The organism is Gilvibacter sp. (assembly GCF_013214815.1).
Lineage (GTDB): Bacteria > Bacteroidota > Bacteroidia > Flavobacteriales > Flavobacteriaceae > Gilvibacter.
Genome location: NZ_JABSPU010000013.1, coordinates 39,647 through 55,538, shown reverse-complemented (window position 1 = coordinate 55,538; position 15,892 = coordinate 39,647). Strand labels below are relative to the sequence as shown.

Here is a 15,892-nt window from a genome sequence, read left to right as displayed (position 1 = left end):
CCGTAAAGGCCGGAGGGCAAATCGCGATTAGGCCCGGTCACTTCCACCTCTACATAACTCAATCCTCTAAGCCCTGTGGTGATAGAAGGAATATCGTTTGCGATCATTCCCGTATCGCTGATCAAAATAACATCGTTAGCCAGCTTTTGCTGATTGCGTTTTACAAACCAACTCAAACTTTCACTGCCCACTTCTTCTTCACCTTCTATCATGAATTTGACGTTACAAGGCAATTGATCGGTCTTGGTCATATACTCTAAAGCCTTGACGTGCATATACATTTGTCCTTTGTCATCACATGCTCCACGCGCGAAGATTGCGCCCTCTGGGTGCAATTCCGTGTTTTTGATCACCGGCTCAAAAGGAGGGCTGTCCCAAAGATCTAAAGGGTCTGGTGGTTGTACGTCGTAATGTCCGTAAACCAAAACAGTGGGTAAGGCCGGGTCAATAATTTTTTCTCCAAAGACAATAGGATACCCTGGCGTCTCACAGATCTCCACGGTTTCACAACCGGCTTCCAGTAAGCGCTGCTCGATCACTTTGGCCGTCGCGATCACATCTTTCTCATAAGCTGAGTCTGCGCTAATGGAAGGAATTTTTAAAAGATCAATGAGTTCCGAGAGGAATCGGTCTTTGTTTTGTTCTATGTAGTCTTTGGCACTTTTCATCTCAAATTTTTAAGGCTCACTAAGGTATCAAAAAATGTGTATATGACATAGGAGTGGTCGGGCTAGAGATCAGCCTGAGTTTACGGCTAAAAATCAGCAATCAATCCACGGCTAAAAATTTCTATTAAGTCCTTTTGGATTTAGCAATATTAATTATATTTGCAGCCCTAAGCGGATGTGATGGAACTGGTAGACATGCTAGACTTAGGATCTAGTGCCGCAAGGCGTGGGGGTTCGACTCCCTTCATCCGCACAAAAAAACCTTCAACGAAAGTTGGAGGTTTTTTTATTATGGTACTTTTCCCATCGCGGCAAAAGTACCCAAAAGCGCTAGCCCCTTCCAAGTCTGTTTCACCGCTCCTTCGTTAACAAAAAATACGAAGTCGCGCCGAACCATTCCCAAAATCTGAGTCGCAAGCTGCTACGCAGCATTATTGCGACATCGAACCGATCTTTGGGAATATACAGACGCTTCGCTTGAAGGGGCGGTTTTGGAATTACTTTTTAATTCTTAGAAGCTTTTTTAAGGTATTTGTTATTTTTACTTACTCCCCGGTAAATAGGTTAATTAAACTAACAACTCAGGTCTCTTTTATGCCCTTATTTCAAGCTTCTGTTCTAAAGAAATACCTAAACCTACAAGATAAAGCACTTTTAGAACGGCAATTCAAGCGGTTCAGTAAGTATTTTCTAAATGCCAAGATCCAGGAGAATATTAAGAACTCAAAAGAAGAAGAGTACCAGGGTATTTTCTTGACAGAACTTTTCGTTAATGTTCTTGGTTACACTTTAAAGCCTAAGGAACCATTTAACCTTGTCGCCGAGTACAAGAATGAGACCAATGCCAGAAAGGCTGATGGAGCCATTTTAAAGAATGATAGCGCTATTGGTGTTGTAGAATTAAAAAGTACCAAGACCAAAGACTTAGAGAGTATACGCAAGCAGGCTTTTGATTATAAGGCTAACCAAAAAGGCTGTGTTTATGTTGTTACCTCAAACTTTGAGAAGCTTCGTTTCTATATAAACGATGCCACGGAGTTCATTGAGTTTGACCTTTTTAACCTCAGCCATGACCAATTTGAATTACTGTATTTGTGTTTGGCCAAGGAAAATATATTCTCTAACCTCCCATTAAAAATCAAAGAAGACTCTTTGGCTCAAGAGGAGGCTATTACCAAAGAGTTCTACAAAGACTATTCTGTCTTTAAAAGAGAGCTTTACCGCGATCTTGTCAAACGCAACGGCAAACGCTTGAAAGAAGAGGCCAGAAGTATGCTCAGCGATCATGCTACCGATGATGTGGTTAAGGCCGAGTTACAGCGTATAGAGAAGAACGTAAAGCTGTCGCTCTTTAAAAAATCACAGAAGTTAATAGATAGGTTGCTTTTTATTTTCTTTGCTGAGGACAGAGGCTTGCTACCACCTAACTCTACCCTATTGATATTGGAAGAATGGAACAAGCTTAAAGACCTAGATGTGAACGTGCCGCTGTACGAGCGTTTTAAGCTCTATTTTAAATACTTGGATGAAGGTAGAGAAGGCACGGACAAGAAGGCAGAGATCTATGCCTATAATGGAGGGTTATTTAAGCCTGATACTGTTCTGGACACTATTGAGCTAGACGATGAGCTGCTCTACAAACACACCTTAAACTGGCTAATTATGACTTTGAGAGCCAGGTAGATGTAAACATACTGGGGCATATTTTTGAGAACTCTTTGAACGAGATAGAGAGCGTTAATGCCGAGATAGAAGGCGGGGAGTTCGATAAGCAAAAGAGCAAGCGAAAAAAGGACGGTGTATTCTATACCCCGAAATACATAACCAAATATATAGTAGAGAATACCGTTGGCAAGCTCTGTGAAGAAAAGAAACAAGAGCTAGGTTTTAAAGAAGAGGAGTACTACAAAAGCCGCAAGGGCCGGCAAAAAGCTACCTTAGAGCGCCTGCGTGACATACTGGATGATTACCGTGATTGGCTTTTACAAATAACTATTTGTGACCCTGCCTGTGGCTCTGGGGCATTTTTAAACCAGGCTTTAGACTTTCTGATAAGCGAGCATAATTATATAGATGAACTTAAAACTAGGCTTTTAGGTGGCGGCTTGCAGTTCCCGGATATAGAGAACACGGTATTAGAGAAGAACATTTTTGGAGTAGACCTAAACGAGGAGTCTGTAGAGATAGCCAAGCTTTCTTTGTGGTTGCGTACGGCACAACCAAGAAGAAAACTTAATGATCTATCAAACAATATAAAATGTGGTAATAGCTTAATTGACAGCAAAGCCGTTGCCGGAGATAAAGCTTTTAACTGGCAGGAAGAGTTCCCAGAGATCTTTGCAAAAGGTGGGTTTGATGTGGTGATCGGGAATCCGCCTTATGTTAGAAATGAGTTTATTGATATTGAGTCAAAAGAGTACTTTCGTAAGACTTATAATGTTTTCACAGGAAAGTCTGATTTATACGTTTTCTTTTTTGAAAAATCTCTTGACTTACTAAATCAAATGGGTCGTTGTGGATTTATAGTCTCCAGTAAATATACAAAGACTAAATATGGTAAAGTACTTATTAAATATTTACAAGATAACTCCAAGATAAGGTCATTTATAGACTTCAGAGATCTTGATGTTTTTAAAGGAATTATAGCATATCCGTCAATCATCCTATTTGAGAAAGCTACAAAAAGTAATAAATCTAAAATGTCTGACCTTTTGGTGGTCTCTGAAGCTAATTATAATGAAATAGAGAACAACTTTGTCAATTCAATAGAGGTTTCGCAGGATGAATTATTTAGAAGGTTAGGTTCCTGGACATCTGGTACATTAAACAACGATTTATTTGATTTAATTAAAAAGCTTGAAAAGAAAAATGAAAAATTGTCTGATTTAATTGATAAGCCACAAGTTGGAATTAAAACAGGCTCTAACAGGTCTTATATAATAAGGAAGGAAGAGATTCCATCAGATTTAAATAATTCAAAAATGTTAAAAGAGTATCTGTTGGGAAGAGAGGTCAAAAAGTATTCTCCAGCCAATACTTCTAATATGATTGTATTTCCTTACAGATTGAGCAATGACGGTATTTATAGCCTAATTGAAAACTTCAATGAGCATCAGGAAACTTTAGATTTCTTAAAGATGAGTAAGGAACAATTATCTTCGAGGGCAATTATTGACAAAGGCATTATTAGTGGTAAAAAGACTTGGTATGAATATCAACAAATAAAGTTAGACTTTCCCTTTCATCAGAAGTTCATCGTATATCCAGACATCTCAGACTCAGTTAATTTTACTTTTGCAAATGATGTTCTTTTTGATATGACATGTTTTGGAATACCATCTGATTCGATGAGTATTTTAGGAATATTAAATTCTAAATTAATCGAAGTGTACCTTCATTCAGTATGTGTCAAAGCAAGAGGGGGTTATTTACGACTTAAATCACAATATATTTCTAAGATACCCCTACCTTCAGAATTTGCAGATGAAAAAATCGAGAAGAAAGTAGAAGAATTACTCGAACTGAATCATAAAAAAGATGCAATTATAAGCAGTTTGCTTAATTACATTCAAAGTAGATATTCTATATCGATTATTAGAAAACTTCAATTATGGTATCAATTGGAATATGATATTTTTATAAAGGAACTCCATCAGGCCATAACAACGACTAACAAAGAAAGAAAAAAAGAAAATTTAGAGTTAGTCCCATCACTTACCAAAAAAGACGAATTTGAATGGCTAGAACTCTTTGAAGAGAACAAGAAAAAAGCCCAAGAACTTCAAACCCAAATATTTCAACTAGAAAAAGAGATAGACCAAATGGTTTACGAGCTTTATGGCTTAACGGAGGAGGAGATTGCTATTGTGGAGAATAGTTGATAGCGATTTCGCTTTGCCAAATGAGTATAAGCCTTATCCCTTATAAAAGGTTTATCAGCTGAAAAACAGCGTATTAAACTACATAAGTACGGTTTAAATAGTATATAAATCGGAGGATTTTGTTGTGCGGCAGATTGCAATTCTGCCTGAAATTTGCAGTGTATTTAATTGTTAATACGTACACTTATGAAGAACACCAAATTCTATCCGAGTATTTGGCAGACCTTTCCAAACAGTTTGGACCTGGCTGCCCATTGGGAGTCGCAAGCTGCGCGCACCCTTAACCTAAGTTTGACACAAAAAGAGATTGAGCCGCTAAAAGTGGTAGAAATGTCTTTGAACATAAGCGGTTTTGCCTTAATTGATGATCATGGCCAGGCCACAACCATTGAATCCTTTCAGCAGCAAACGCCTTTGCAACTTAAAGGACAACACACTGGACTATTCATTAAAACCCGTGAAGCTGTCGCTTTGCCTGCTGCCTACTTTACCAAGGTTCGTTTTTACCTAAAGGCTTGGGACAACTCCTTTATCTTAAACGATTACACCAAAAAGGAGGTTTTTGATACTCCGTATTTGGATTTTGAGATTCAAGGAGGATATCGAGTAACTAATCAACAAGCTCAAGAGTTGCGCCTGCAGTTCAATTTCTCAGCCTATAGTTTCTTAGGAATCACGCGCTGGTTAAAGCACCGCATTTTAGGAAAGGTAAAGCCAAAAATGGCCTACCGTTTTGCCCATTAGGGATCATTTTACACTTAAAGCGAAGAAGCAGCCTACGGGCTGCTTTTTTTGTTTTTATTCGACTTCTACAATTCTCTTATCTTAGTGGCACGGCTAATTTGGGAAACATGCGATACCTTCTTTTTTTAACGCTCTTGGTGCTGATAGGATGCAAGGAAACTACAACCCAGCAGACTCCTGTAGCTCAAGAATTCAGTTCCAACTACGACGAACCCTACCGTTTGCAATATCATTTTTCACCACCCGCTAAATGGATGAATGACCCGAACGGCTTGGTTTACAATGATGGGGTTTACCATTTGTTCTATCAGTATTATCCGGAGGATATTGTATGGGGACCTATGCACTGGGGACATGCCACAAGTACAGATATGGTTCATTGGGAAAACAAGCCTATTGCATTATATCCTGATGAGCACGGTCTCATTTTCTCAGGCAGCGCAGTGGTTGATAAAGACAATACCTCGGGATTTGGGAAAGACGGAGTTGCACCTTTGGTTGCAATTTTCACCTATCATTTAATGGAGGGAGAAAAAGCCGGACGCACCGACTTCCAAACCCAAGGCATTGCCTACAGTTTGGACAATGGAGACTCGTGGACTAAATATGAAGGCAATCCGGTCATTGGTAATGAGGGCATAAAAGATTTTAGGGACCCTAAGGTCTTTTGGGATAAGGATACCAAGCAATGGGTGATGATCTTGGTCGCTGGCGATCATGCGAAGTTCTATAAATCTCCTAACCTCAAAGATTGGGAATTGATGAGTGAATTTGGCAAAGACCAAGGTGCTCACGGAGGAGTTTGGGAATGTCCGGATCTTTTTCCATTAAATCATCCTGATCCGGACCATTATGCCAAAAAATGGGTGCTGCTCATCAGCATGAATCCAGGGGCTCCAAATGGAGGTTCTGGGACGCAATATTTCATTGGAGATTGGGATGGGGAAAAGTTCACCACAGATCAAAAAGAGCCTCTTTGGTTAGACTACGGTATGGATAATTACGCCGGTGTTACTTAAAACAATGAACCTTATGGAGAGCGAATCTTTATAGGTTGGATGAGCAATTGGAATTATGCGAGAAACACCCCCACAGAAGCTTGGCGAAGCTCCATGACCCTACCGAGAACTTTGCAACTAAAACGCTTTAATGAGGGGGTACGATTGACCAACTATCCCTACGAAAAAGTAGATACCTTGGTCTATGACCGGGAGCCTGTGTACTACACAGAAGGTCCTGGGCAGGTTTACTTTGACTCTGTAAATCTCAATCAGCACAGAATTCAATTCAAAACTTATGCAAAAACGGATACCTATTTTATTTTGAGCAACAATCTGCGTGAGGAGATCGAGATCGGCTTCTTCCCAGAGGCTGGTATAATGACCTTTGATAGAAGCCAGAGCGGGAAGGTTGATTTTGAGCCCTCTTTTGGGGCCCAGCATCAAGAACAGCCTTTTAATCCAGACGGTGGATATCTATGTCACTGCCTATATTGATGCCTCCTCAATTGAGATTTTTGTAGATTGGGGACGATATGTCTTTACCAATCAAATATTTCCAAACGAACCCTTTGATGAGGTCCAAGTAGTGCCCGCAGACGCAGCAGGCGTTCGCTGGTTCAGGATCGATTCAATACCTTCTATTTGGAACAAACCAACTAACTAATACTAGATGAACAAAATCGTAATGTGGTCAGTCACTGTTGCGCTGGCCGGTTTTCTCTTCGGATTTGATACCGTAGTGATCAGTGGAGCCAATAAACCCATTCAAGCTCTTTGGGATACTTCACCCTTATTTCACGGGACCTTTATTATGTCCATGGCGCTCTGGGGAACTGTTTTAGGTTCTCTGACCGGTGGAATTCCAACCAAACGCTTGGGAAGAAAGAAGACCTTGTTTTGGATTGGAGTGCTCTTTTTTGTCTCCGCAGTTGGAAGCGCATTGGCACCAGATCCTTATTCATTCTCCTTTTTTAGATTCATTGGTGGAGTAGGAGTTGGAGTTTCCTCAGTCGCCGCACCGATCTACATTTCTGAGATCACCTCCGCGCAAAATCGCGGAAAAATGGTGGCCTTATATCAATTTTGTTTAGTCTTCGGAATTTTGATCGCCTTTATTTCCAATTGGCTGCTCAAAGGTTTTGATGGAGCCAATGATTGGCGCTGGATGCTCGGAGTAGAGGCCATTCCTGCCTTGCTCTACACCATCATGGTATTGAAAGTGCCTAACAGTCCACGTTGGCTGGCCATTGTTAAAAAGGACGATGAAGCAGCGCTTGGAGTTTTAGAGACTATTTACCTCGGAGCGGAAAAGGCTAAAAACGTTTTGCAAGAAATCAAAAAAGATCTTTTACAACCCAAAACCAGTGAAAAGTTATTTCAAAAGAAGTACAACCGCGTGCTGTGGTTGGGCTTTTTGATCGCCTTTTTCAATCAGCTCAGTGGAATCAACTTTGTGCTGTATTACGCGCCGCAAATCTTGGAGCAAGCTGGTTTGGGAGGAGAAGAATCGCTGTTTAATTCTATTGCCATTGGGATTGTGAATTTGGTATTCACACTCATTGGAGTGCGATTAATTGACAAATTAGGACGCAGGCAACTCATCATTATTGGTTCCATTGGATATATCGTGAGTCTTATTATGGTAGGTTGGTGTTTCTATGCGGATGCGTCTCCGGCCATGCTGTTGACCTTTATCTGTATTTTCATCGCTTCTCATGCCATTGGACAAGGTGCGGTGATCTGGGTGTTCATTTCTGAGATCTTCCCGAATCGTGTTCGAGCTTATGGCCAAAGTTGGGGGACCAGTACCCACTGGGTATTTGCTGCCTTGATCACTTTGATCACACCTTTCTTTATCGATGAGCAAGAAGGAATCCTCAGAGATTCGCTCTGGTATATCTATTACTTTTTTGCCGGTATGATGGTCTTGCAGTTGTTGTGGGCCATCTTTAAAATGCCAGAAACCAAAGGGGTGTCGTTAGAAGATTTAGAGAAAAAACTCGTTGATGAAGACGCCTGATGCCCCTAGGGTTATTTGCTACGGAGAGATCCTTTGGGATTGTTTTCCGGATCGAGAGGTCTTGGGAGGAGCTCCGTTTAATGTCGCTTTTCGTCTTCATAGGCTAGGTGCAGAGGTACAACTTATCAGTGCTGTGGGAAATGATGCCAGAGGGCATGATACCTATTTTGATCTTGAAGAGCTCGGGCTAGACACGACTTGTATCTATCCGCATAAAGAGTTAGCTACGGGATATGTCAACGTAGAACTTGACCAAGCAGGCGCAGCTATTTATACCATAGGCCAGCCTGTTGCTTGGGATCATATTCCGGCACCTGAAATTCCAATTGGAAATAATATCTTGGTTTTTGGTAGCTTGGCCCTACGTGAAGCCTTCAATGTGAGTCAACTCCATAAATTAGTTCAGCGCTGCGATACCGTCATTTTTGATATTAACCTCAGGCCTCCGCATTATGAGATGTCTGCTTTGATTGATCTAATGAAGATTGCTGATTGTATCAAATTTAATGAAGAGGAATTGCCACTCGTTCTATCGGAGTTGTCAATTATCCACCAAGATCTTGAATCGCAATTAGCAGCTCTGGCTGAGGCGACTGAGGCCAAAACCCTCTGCGTAACTCTGGGGAGTGAAGGAGCTGCCTTATGGCATGAGGGTGATTTTTATCGACAAGCAGGTTTTCCAACTACCGTTGCTGATACCGTTGGGGCAGGCGATGCTTTTTTGGCTGCTTTTGTCTACGGATTTTATTTATTGCAAGAAGTTCCACAAGCTGCTTTAAAGCGCGGCTGTGCTTTGGGTTCTTTAGTAGCTGCAACACCAGGAGCCACTACAGAAATCTCAATGACTCAACTGGATTCCCTTATGAAGGATTAAGACTTGGCGGTAAGGGCGGCTTTACTTACCATAGAAGAGCCTCTTCCTATCACCTTAGTAGGCATAGCTATGGTTTCTGGAGGGAGCAGTTGCCCATTCTTTTTAGCCTGTAACTCTTTGAAGAGTCTTTTGAATACTTTTTTGCCCATTTTGATCCCGTCTTGATCTACGGTGCTCAAGGTGGGTGTCATCGCCGATGAGATGAACCAGTTACTAAAACCTATGATCTTGAGGTCTTGAGGAACTTTAATACCACGTTCATTAAATACAGAAAGGGCGCCAATGGCTACCATGTCGGTGTTGGCAAAGATGCCGTCAATATCCATACCTTCATCTAGGACAGCATTTGCGTGTTCCCGCCCCTTTTCATAAATGATCGGGTCGCATAGAAAAACATGCTTGGAATTATATTCTAATCCATGGTCTTCTAACGCCTTTTTATATCCGAGGAATCGATCAATAGAATTTTGAGGCAGTAAAGGACCTCTAAAATGCGCGATCTTGGTACAACCTTGCTCAATGAGGTGTTTGGTAGCTTCATAGGCTGCTTTGCGATCATCGATGATTATTTTGGAACAGGGCACCAGCTTGGAGATCTTGTCAAACATCACCAAAGGAATCCCCAATCGCATCACTTTTTGTAAATGTGAGGTGTCTACGGTATTGTTTGCTAGCGAGATCATAATACCATCTACGCGCTTACTGATCAACAGATCGATCTGCTTTTTCTCGAGTTCTGGATTGTCGTCAGACTGAAGGATAATTACCAAATAGCCTTTTTTCTCTGCTTCGGTGATGATGGCACGTACAATATTGCCGAAAAAGAAGTGAACTACCTCCGGAATGATCAAACCAATAGTTCGAGACTCTTTGGTCCTCAGATTCACGGCAAAACTGTTGGGTTGGTAGTTGAGTCGTTCTGCCTCAGCTTTGACCAAAGCCTTGGTCTTCTGGCTAACGTCAGGATAGTCTTTTAGAGCTTTAGAGACCGTCGCAATAGATATTCCGAGGTATTCTGCAATTTGTTTAAGCGTAACTTGTTCCATATAATCAGCCTGTGGCTCGGGGGTATAGGTTAGTTTTTGATTCTGATGTTAGCGAAGCACGAGTAATTTCAAGCCTTGACGAATATCCTTCGATTTTATTCCGAAACTGTTTTACGAAAACCGGAAAAAATCCGGCCAAAAATACACTTGAAAACGTTAAACAAAAAATGTAGCCAAGACTATAGCTCACACGTTTTCGTTAATTTTTCGTTGATTGCTAAATTCAGGAGTCGAAAATACGAAAACGTTTTCGGTTATGAAAACCGAGATTTTAAGAGTGTTTATTTTTAATAATCAAAAAAAAAGTAAATATTAGCCCTTAAATTAAGACAACGTTAAGAAAAGTACGCTTAATTGTTGTCTGACTTCAGAGCGAGAGATCTCAACCAAAGTCCCTCGTTTTCAGGAAGTTAATGAACATGATAGTGCAGAAGAAAAGCTCAGACCGAAGAACTGTTAAGGCCGCTTATGGTGCAAAACCGCAATACGCGAGCCCTTTTTGCATGCCTGAAATGCACATTTGGGCTCATGTTCATCCTTTCAACCATCGAAACAGTACAGTTAATTTTGGAGATCAATCCCCTCGGGAAAATGCAACGGCCACAGCGGTAAAAGTACACGACAATACAGCAGGTGAACACTCTCAGCGGCGGCAGCGAATTAGCCATCACTGGAGGGGAATTGATTTTTCTTTAACTGAAGCTCAAAGCATAGAAAAGAGTACTGCCTTTTTGGTGAAAAAGTCGTATCTTATCACCTTAAAGCGTAATAGACTAAAAATAATGACGGCAGCCTGAGTAATCAGTGGTGTTGTCAAATCCTTAAAAACAATTTGAAATTTTAATTAATCTAAACCAAATAACTGTATGAAAAACAAATTACTAATGAGACTTTTTCTACTTCCGATGTTTGCGCTACTTGGGAGTACAGTTTACGCTCAGATTAGCGTCTCGGGTACGGTGTCTGATGCTACAGGCCCGCTTCCAGGGGTGAATGTACTTGTAAAAGGTACTTCTAACGGAGCACAAACAGATTTTGACGGTAACTATTCTTTGAGTGATGTTGATTCCAACGCCACACTTGTGTTTAGTTATGTTGGATTTGTGACATCTGAAGTTTCAGTAAACGGACAGACTACCATCAACTTCGTGATGCAGGAAGACACTGAAGCGCTAGAAGAGGTAGTTATTATTGGTTATGGTTCTACGACCGTGAAAGACGCAACTGGTGCAGTTACGGCGGTTACGTCAGACGACTTTAACCAAGGGGTAATCGCTTCTCCGGAACAATTGATCCAAGGTAAAACTGCCGGGGTTCAGATTTCTCAGGATTCTGGGGAACCAGGTTCTGCTGTAGCGTTTAGAATTCGTGGTTCGAACTCGATTCGTTCGAACAACAACCCGCTATTCGTTGTTGACGGTGTGCCATTAGCCAATGACACAAGTCAGGAATTGAGTGGAACTTCTTTCGGTTCTGCTGCTCCTCGTAACCCGTTAAACTTCTTGAACCCGAATGATATCGAGAGCATCTCTATTTTGAAGGATGCATCTGCAACGGCTATCTATGGTTCTCGTGGTGCGAACGGGGTTGTAATCATTACTACCAAGTCTGGTCGTAGTGGTCGCGGAGGATCTTTCGAGTTGAGTTCTACTTTCTCTGTAGCTGAGGCTGCAAACGAGTACGACCTACTTGATGCTGACGCTTACCTTGCTGCTTCTGCTGCTAACGGTTTTGACATCGCGGAGCGTGACTTCGGTGCCAAAACTGACTGGCAAGATGTAGTATTTAGAAGAGCTACTTCTACAACAAACAACTTGTCTTATACCAACAACTACGGTGATGGTAATGTACGTGCGAGTTTCAGTTACTCTAAGAACTTCGGTATCGTAGAGAACTCGTCTCTTGAGCGTGTTACTGCGCGTTTGAACGCACAGCACCGTTTCTTGGAAGATAAACTGAAATTAGGATTACAGGCTTCTTACGGTCGTACTAACGATGAGTTCGCTCCACTTTCTGGTTCTGCCGGATTTAGAGGTGACTTACTTGGTTCTGCTTACTCAGCAAACCCAACTTGGCCAAACAATCCTGACTTTACGGGAACTGGTGGTCTAACTTCTCCTGCTGCGTTATTGGCGTACACTGAGAACTTAGGTAACACAGACCGTATCCTTATTAACGCTTCTGCAGAGTACGATATCACATCGGAATTTTCTGCAAAAGTTAACTTAGGTTATGACTATTCTGATACTTTCTTAAGCAGTGCTACAAGTGCACGCGCTCTTAACGTTGACCAAGGTGCATTCGGAAACGGTGTTGCTGGAGTTAGCGAGCGCGAAGCAACTAACACGCTTTTGGAAGCAACTGTTAACTATAAGAAAGAGTTTGAAAACAGCTCTTTGGACGTACTTGCTGGTTACTCTTACCAAAAGTTCGATCGTAACGGTCGTAACTTGAGTGGTTTCGGATTCTTTACTACGCAGATGGGAGACATGATCGACGATCTTGTTTCTTCTGCTGATGCTGTAGAGAGCCAAATCACTGGTTCTTACCAACAGTATGGATACGCTCCAAACATCAACGGTACTTTCGTGAACCGTCTATTCCCAGAGATCCTTCAGGATAACATTGGGTCTACTTCAGGTGCACGTACTCGTTCCTTGTTCGGAGATACTTTCGATAGCTTTGACGAGCTACAGTCTTACTTTGCTCGTGTGAACTACACGCTTGCAGATAAGTACTTATTCACCGCTACAATGCGTGCGGATGGTTCATCAACTTTTGGTGATGACAACAAGTACGGATACTTCCCATCAGCTGCTGTTGCTTGGAAGATCAACGAAGAAGATTTCATTGGTGACAATGTATCTACTTTAAAACTTCGTTTGAACTGGGGTATCACTGGTAACCAAGATGGTCTAGGATACGGTAACTTCCTTCAGCGTGAGCGCTTCGGAGGTGGAGACGTGATCAACGACGGTGGTGATATTAACATCCCTGGTACTTCTTCTCAGTCTTTTGCTAACCCAGACTTGAAGTGGGAGGAAACAATGCAATTCGGTGCTGGTATCGACTTTGGTGTAAACAACGACCGCTTCACAGCTACTGTTGATGTATACCGCAAGTCTACTACTGACCTATTGCTACGTACCATCTCTGCGCAGCCAGCTGCTCAGCCATTCGTATTCTTGAACTTACCAGATTCAGAGGTAATCAACCAAGGTATTGAAATCGCGTTAGGATATGACATTATTGATCAAGAGGACTTTAGCTGGAACGCTAACTTCCAATTGACTTATAACGAAAACGAAATCACCAGCCTACAAGGACAGTTCCCAGCGGGTACTATCCGTGGTCAAGGTCTATCTCTTGCATTTGCTCAGCAGCTGCAAGAAGGACAGCCACTTTTCTCATACTTCTTGAGAGAGTTTGGTGGATTCGACGCTACTACAGGACAACCTTTGTATCCTGAAGGAGACGTACAAAAGTTCGTAGGAAAGAGCGCTTTGCCAGACATTACTGCTGGTCTCTCTACTACATTTAACTATAAAAACTGGACGTTATCGGCATTCTTTAACGGTCAGTTCGGACACTACATCTACAACAACACAGCAAACGCATTCTTTACGGCTGGTGCATTTAGAGGGGGTCGTAACGTATTGCCAGAGACATTGACTTCTGGTGAGTCGTTTGATGCTGCTGCAGATGTTTCAACAAGATTCCTAGAAGCTGGGGATTTTGTAAGACTTCAGAACGCAACGTTGTCATACAACGTGCCGATGGAAGAAGATGGATTGTTTGACGCTTTACAACTGTCGCTAATCGGACAGAACTTGTTCGTGATCACTGACTACTCTGGTCTTGATCCTGAAGTTTCTGTATCACCAGGTGGTGGAGATCTATTGAACGGATTCCCAGTATACGGTATCGATTACACGGCGTTCCCAAGACCGAGAACAATTTCATTTGGTATAAATGCTAAATTCTAAAATTATTATGAAAAGAAACATTTTGATGAACACAAGATCGCTACTAGCGATGGCCCTCGTTTCTCTTTTGGCAATTTCTTGTACCGACTTAGAGATTGAGGCAACTGACTCTGTACTTACTGACGAATCTGTTGGTTTTGACGGGGTAAACGCTGAGGCAGCTCTTAACAACGTATATAACGATGTTTACGGGCAACTTGGTGATCAGGCGAACTTCTTCGCTTTGAACGAAGTATCAACTGATGAGACCTTAGTACCAACTCGTGGTACTGACTGGGGTGATAACGGAATCTGGCGTACGCTTCACGCGCACACTTGGTCTCCAACACACCAGTACATTTTGAACACTTGGAACAACTTGAACCAGAACGTATTCCGTGCTTCGGAAGTTATCGATTCTCGTTCAAGCCCGACAGCTCAACAAGCTGCGGAAGCGAAGTTCCTACGTGCATTTAGTATGTATTTCGTATTAGACTTCTGGGGAGTTGCTCCTTTCAGAAACGTAGATGATGGACCAGAGGTAGACCCTGTTGTTCTTTCAGCTGCTGAAGCTTACGATTTCATCTTGAATGATTTGACAACTGCATTGCCAGATCTTCCTGCTACAGGACCAAGTGCAGAGACCAACCGTGCTTCTCAAGCTGCGGCTAACTTTATGTTGGCTAAGTTGCGACTTAACGCTGAGCGTCACAAAGGTTCTATTGACAATTCAGACTATCAAGCGGTAATCGACGCTGTTGATGCTATCGCTGCTGATGGATTTGCATTGCAAGCTGGATATTTTGATCTATTTAAGCAAGATGTAGATAACGAAACCATCTGGTGGGCTGTTACCTCTGTAGGTAACCGTATCTGGAATGGTATGCACTACAACATCAACGCTCCAGACAACGCTGGTGGTGGATGGAACGGATTTACTACTTTGGCTGAGTTCTACGATGCCTTTGAAGGAAACCCAACATCTAACTACGTAGGTGACGGTCAAGAAGAGCGTCGTGGATGGGTGCCAGATGCATCTAATGCAGACGATACTAACTTAGGTATTGGATATGGATTCTTGATCAACCAACAGTACAACGAAGACGGAACTCCACTTAAAGACCGTCCTGGAAACAACCTAGTATTTACTAAGGAGCTTCCTGGTCTTCAAGGTAACGGTGAAGCTACTGGTGTACGTATGATCAAGTATCACCCAGTAAACGGATCGTTTACTTCTCACGAGATCGTATTCCGTTACGCAGATGCTCACTTGATGAAAGCTGAGGCTATGATGCGTATGGGCGGAGACGCTACTGCTATGGTTAACGAGCTTAGAGCACTTCGTGGAGCTTCTCCACTTGGAAGTGTATCAGAAGCTGATATGTTAGCTGAGCGTGGACGTGAGCTATGGTACGAGTTCTGGAGACGTAATGACTTGTTGCGTTTCGGACAATTTACTCGTGACTGGGAATTCAAAGATGCTGCTTCTGTAGGGGCGACCTTCAGAAACTTGTATCCTATTCCAATTAACGCACTTCTTTCTAACCCTAACTTGGTTCAGAACGAAGGATACTAGAATTTTCCTTTTTCAAGATAGAAACAGGCTCCTTTTGGGAGCCTGTTTTTTTATACCCGGATAATGAATTTGAATTTTCATTACGCCTTCAAACTGCTTTAAAATATTTGTTTCACT

12 protein-coding genes, 1 tRNA gene and 1 pseudogene are annotated in these 15,892 nt (G+C 42.0%); 12 read left to right on the top strand and 2 right to left on the bottom strand.

Translation table 11 applies throughout. The annotated features are described in order from the left end of the window. The coding region (locus HRT75_RS04705; protein WP_291183190.1) for a M20/M25/M40 family metallo-hydrolase at positions 1-668 on the bottom strand (668 nt) is incomplete at its 3' end. A 171-nt stretch (positions 669-839) separates the two neighbouring features. Between HRT75_RS04705 and HRT75_RS04700 the strand changes: the two genes are divergently transcribed. The 9 genes and pseudogenes from HRT75_RS04700 to HRT75_RS04660 all read left to right on the top strand — a co-directional run bounded on the left by HRT75_RS04700 (position 840) and on the right by HRT75_RS04660 (position 9,188). Beyond that, positions 840-921: transfer RNA gene (locus HRT75_RS04700), tRNA-Leu, on the top strand. A gap of 341 nt (positions 922-1,262) precedes the next feature. Beyond that, positions 1,263-2,351, top strand: a complete 1,089-nt coding sequence (locus HRT75_RS04695) for a hypothetical protein (protein ID WP_291183188.1) — start codon at positions 1,263-1,265, stop codon at positions 2,349-2,351. Between the two features lie 35 nt (positions 2,352-2,386). After that, positions 2,387-4,549: an N-6 DNA methylase gene (locus HRT75_RS04690; RefSeq protein WP_291183186.1), complete on the top strand. Its 2,163-nt coding sequence runs from the start codon at positions 2,387-2,389 to the stop codon at positions 4,547-4,549. 186 nt (positions 4,550-4,735) lie between these two features. Further along, a complete protein-coding gene (locus tag HRT75_RS04685; RefSeq protein ID WP_291183184.1) occupies positions 4,736-5,293 on the top strand; it encodes a hypothetical protein in 558 nt (185 codons plus the stop codon). Positions 5,294-5,400: 107 nt separating this feature from the next. Next, positions 5,401-6,405 (top strand): annotated as a pseudogene (locus tag HRT75_RS04680) (glycoside hydrolase family 32 protein); the annotation flags it as partial. Then, a complete protein-coding gene (locus HRT75_RS14765) occupies positions 6,406-6,789 on the top strand; it encodes a GH32 C-terminal domain-containing protein (protein WP_366665022.1) in 384 nt (127 codons plus the stop codon). It begins immediately after the preceding pseudogene. Further along, positions 6,761-6,958, top strand: a complete 198-nt coding sequence (locus tag HRT75_RS04670; RefSeq protein ID WP_291183182.1) for a GH32 C-terminal domain-containing protein — start codon at positions 6,761-6,763, stop codon at positions 6,956-6,958. The genes HRT75_RS14765 and HRT75_RS04670 overlap by 29 nt, the downstream gene beginning before the upstream one ends. 6 nt (positions 6,959-6,964) lie before the next feature. Further along, positions 6,965-8,314, top strand: a complete 1,350-nt coding sequence (locus HRT75_RS04665) for a sugar porter family MFS transporter (RefSeq protein ID WP_291183181.1) — start codon at positions 6,965-6,967, stop codon at positions 8,312-8,314. Further along, positions 8,301-9,188, top strand: coding sequence for a PfkB family carbohydrate kinase (locus tag HRT75_RS04660; protein ID WP_291183179.1), 888 nt, complete (start codon positions 8,301-8,303; stop codon positions 9,186-9,188). Before HRT75_RS04665 ends, HRT75_RS04660 begins: the two co-directional genes overlap by 14 nt. Here the strand turns inward: HRT75_RS04660 and HRT75_RS04655 are convergent. Beyond that, positions 9,185-10,234, bottom strand: coding sequence for a LacI family DNA-binding transcriptional regulator (locus HRT75_RS04655; protein WP_291183177.1), 1,050 nt, complete (start codon positions 10,232-10,234; stop codon positions 9,185-9,187). The two genes, HRT75_RS04660 and HRT75_RS04655, sit on opposite strands and share 4 nt — an antisense overlap. A gap of 419 nt (positions 10,235-10,653) precedes the next feature. Between HRT75_RS04655 and HRT75_RS04650 the strand changes: the two genes are divergently transcribed. The 3 genes from HRT75_RS04650 to HRT75_RS04640 all read left to right on the top strand — a co-directional run bounded on the left by HRT75_RS04650 (position 10,654) and on the right by HRT75_RS04640 (position 15,775). Continuing rightward, positions 10,654-11,031, top strand: coding sequence for a hypothetical protein (locus HRT75_RS04650; protein WP_291183175.1), 378 nt, complete (start codon positions 10,654-10,656; stop codon positions 11,029-11,031). Positions 11,032-11,118: 87 nt separating this feature from the next. Beyond that, positions 11,119-14,220 (top strand): SusC/RagA family TonB-linked outer membrane protein, encoded by a 3,102-nt coding sequence (locus HRT75_RS04645; protein ID WP_291183173.1) that lies wholly within the window; start codon positions 11,119-11,121, stop codon positions 14,218-14,220. 7 nt (positions 14,221-14,227) lie between these two features. Beyond that, positions 14,228-15,775, top strand: a complete 1,548-nt coding sequence (locus tag HRT75_RS04640; RefSeq protein WP_291183171.1) for a RagB/SusD family nutrient uptake outer membrane protein — start codon at positions 14,228-14,230, stop codon at positions 15,773-15,775. Positions 15,776-15,892 lie beyond the last annotated feature (117 nt).

What these genes read in the sequence shown, in the direction of transcription:
- HRT75_RS04695 (WP_291183188.1), top strand. Translation starts at nt 1,263, where the DNA reads ATGCCCTTATTTCAAGCTTCTGTTCTAAAGAAATACCTAAACCTACAA.
- HRT75_RS04685 (WP_291183184.1), top strand. Translation starts at nt 4,736, where the DNA reads ATGAAGAACACCAAATTCTATCCGAGTATTTGGCAGACCTTTCCAAAC.
- HRT75_RS14765 (WP_366665022.1), top strand. Translation starts at nt 6,406, where the DNA reads ATGACCCTACCGAGAACTTTGCAACTAAAACGCTTTAATGAGGGGGTA.
- HRT75_RS04665 (WP_291183181.1), top strand. Translation starts at nt 6,965, where the DNA reads ATGAACAAAATCGTAATGTGGTCAGTCACTGTTGCGCTGGCCGGTTTT.
- HRT75_RS04660 (WP_291183179.1), top strand. Translation starts at nt 8,301, where the DNA reads ATGAAGACGCCTGATGCCCCTAGGGTTATTTGCTACGGAGAGATCCTT.
- HRT75_RS04655 (WP_291183177.1), bottom strand. Translation starts at nt 10,234, where the DNA reads ATGGAACAAGTTACGCTTAAACAAATTGCAGAATACCTCGGAATATCT.
- HRT75_RS04650 (WP_291183175.1), top strand. Translation starts at nt 10,654, where the DNA reads ATGATAGTGCAGAAGAAAAGCTCAGACCGAAGAACTGTTAAGGCCGCT.
- HRT75_RS04645 (WP_291183173.1), top strand. Translation starts at nt 11,119, where the DNA reads ATGAGACTTTTTCTACTTCCGATGTTTGCGCTACTTGGGAGTACAGTT.
- HRT75_RS04640 (WP_291183171.1), top strand. Translation starts at nt 14,228, where the DNA reads ATGAAAAGAAACATTTTGATGAACACAAGATCGCTACTAGCGATGGCC.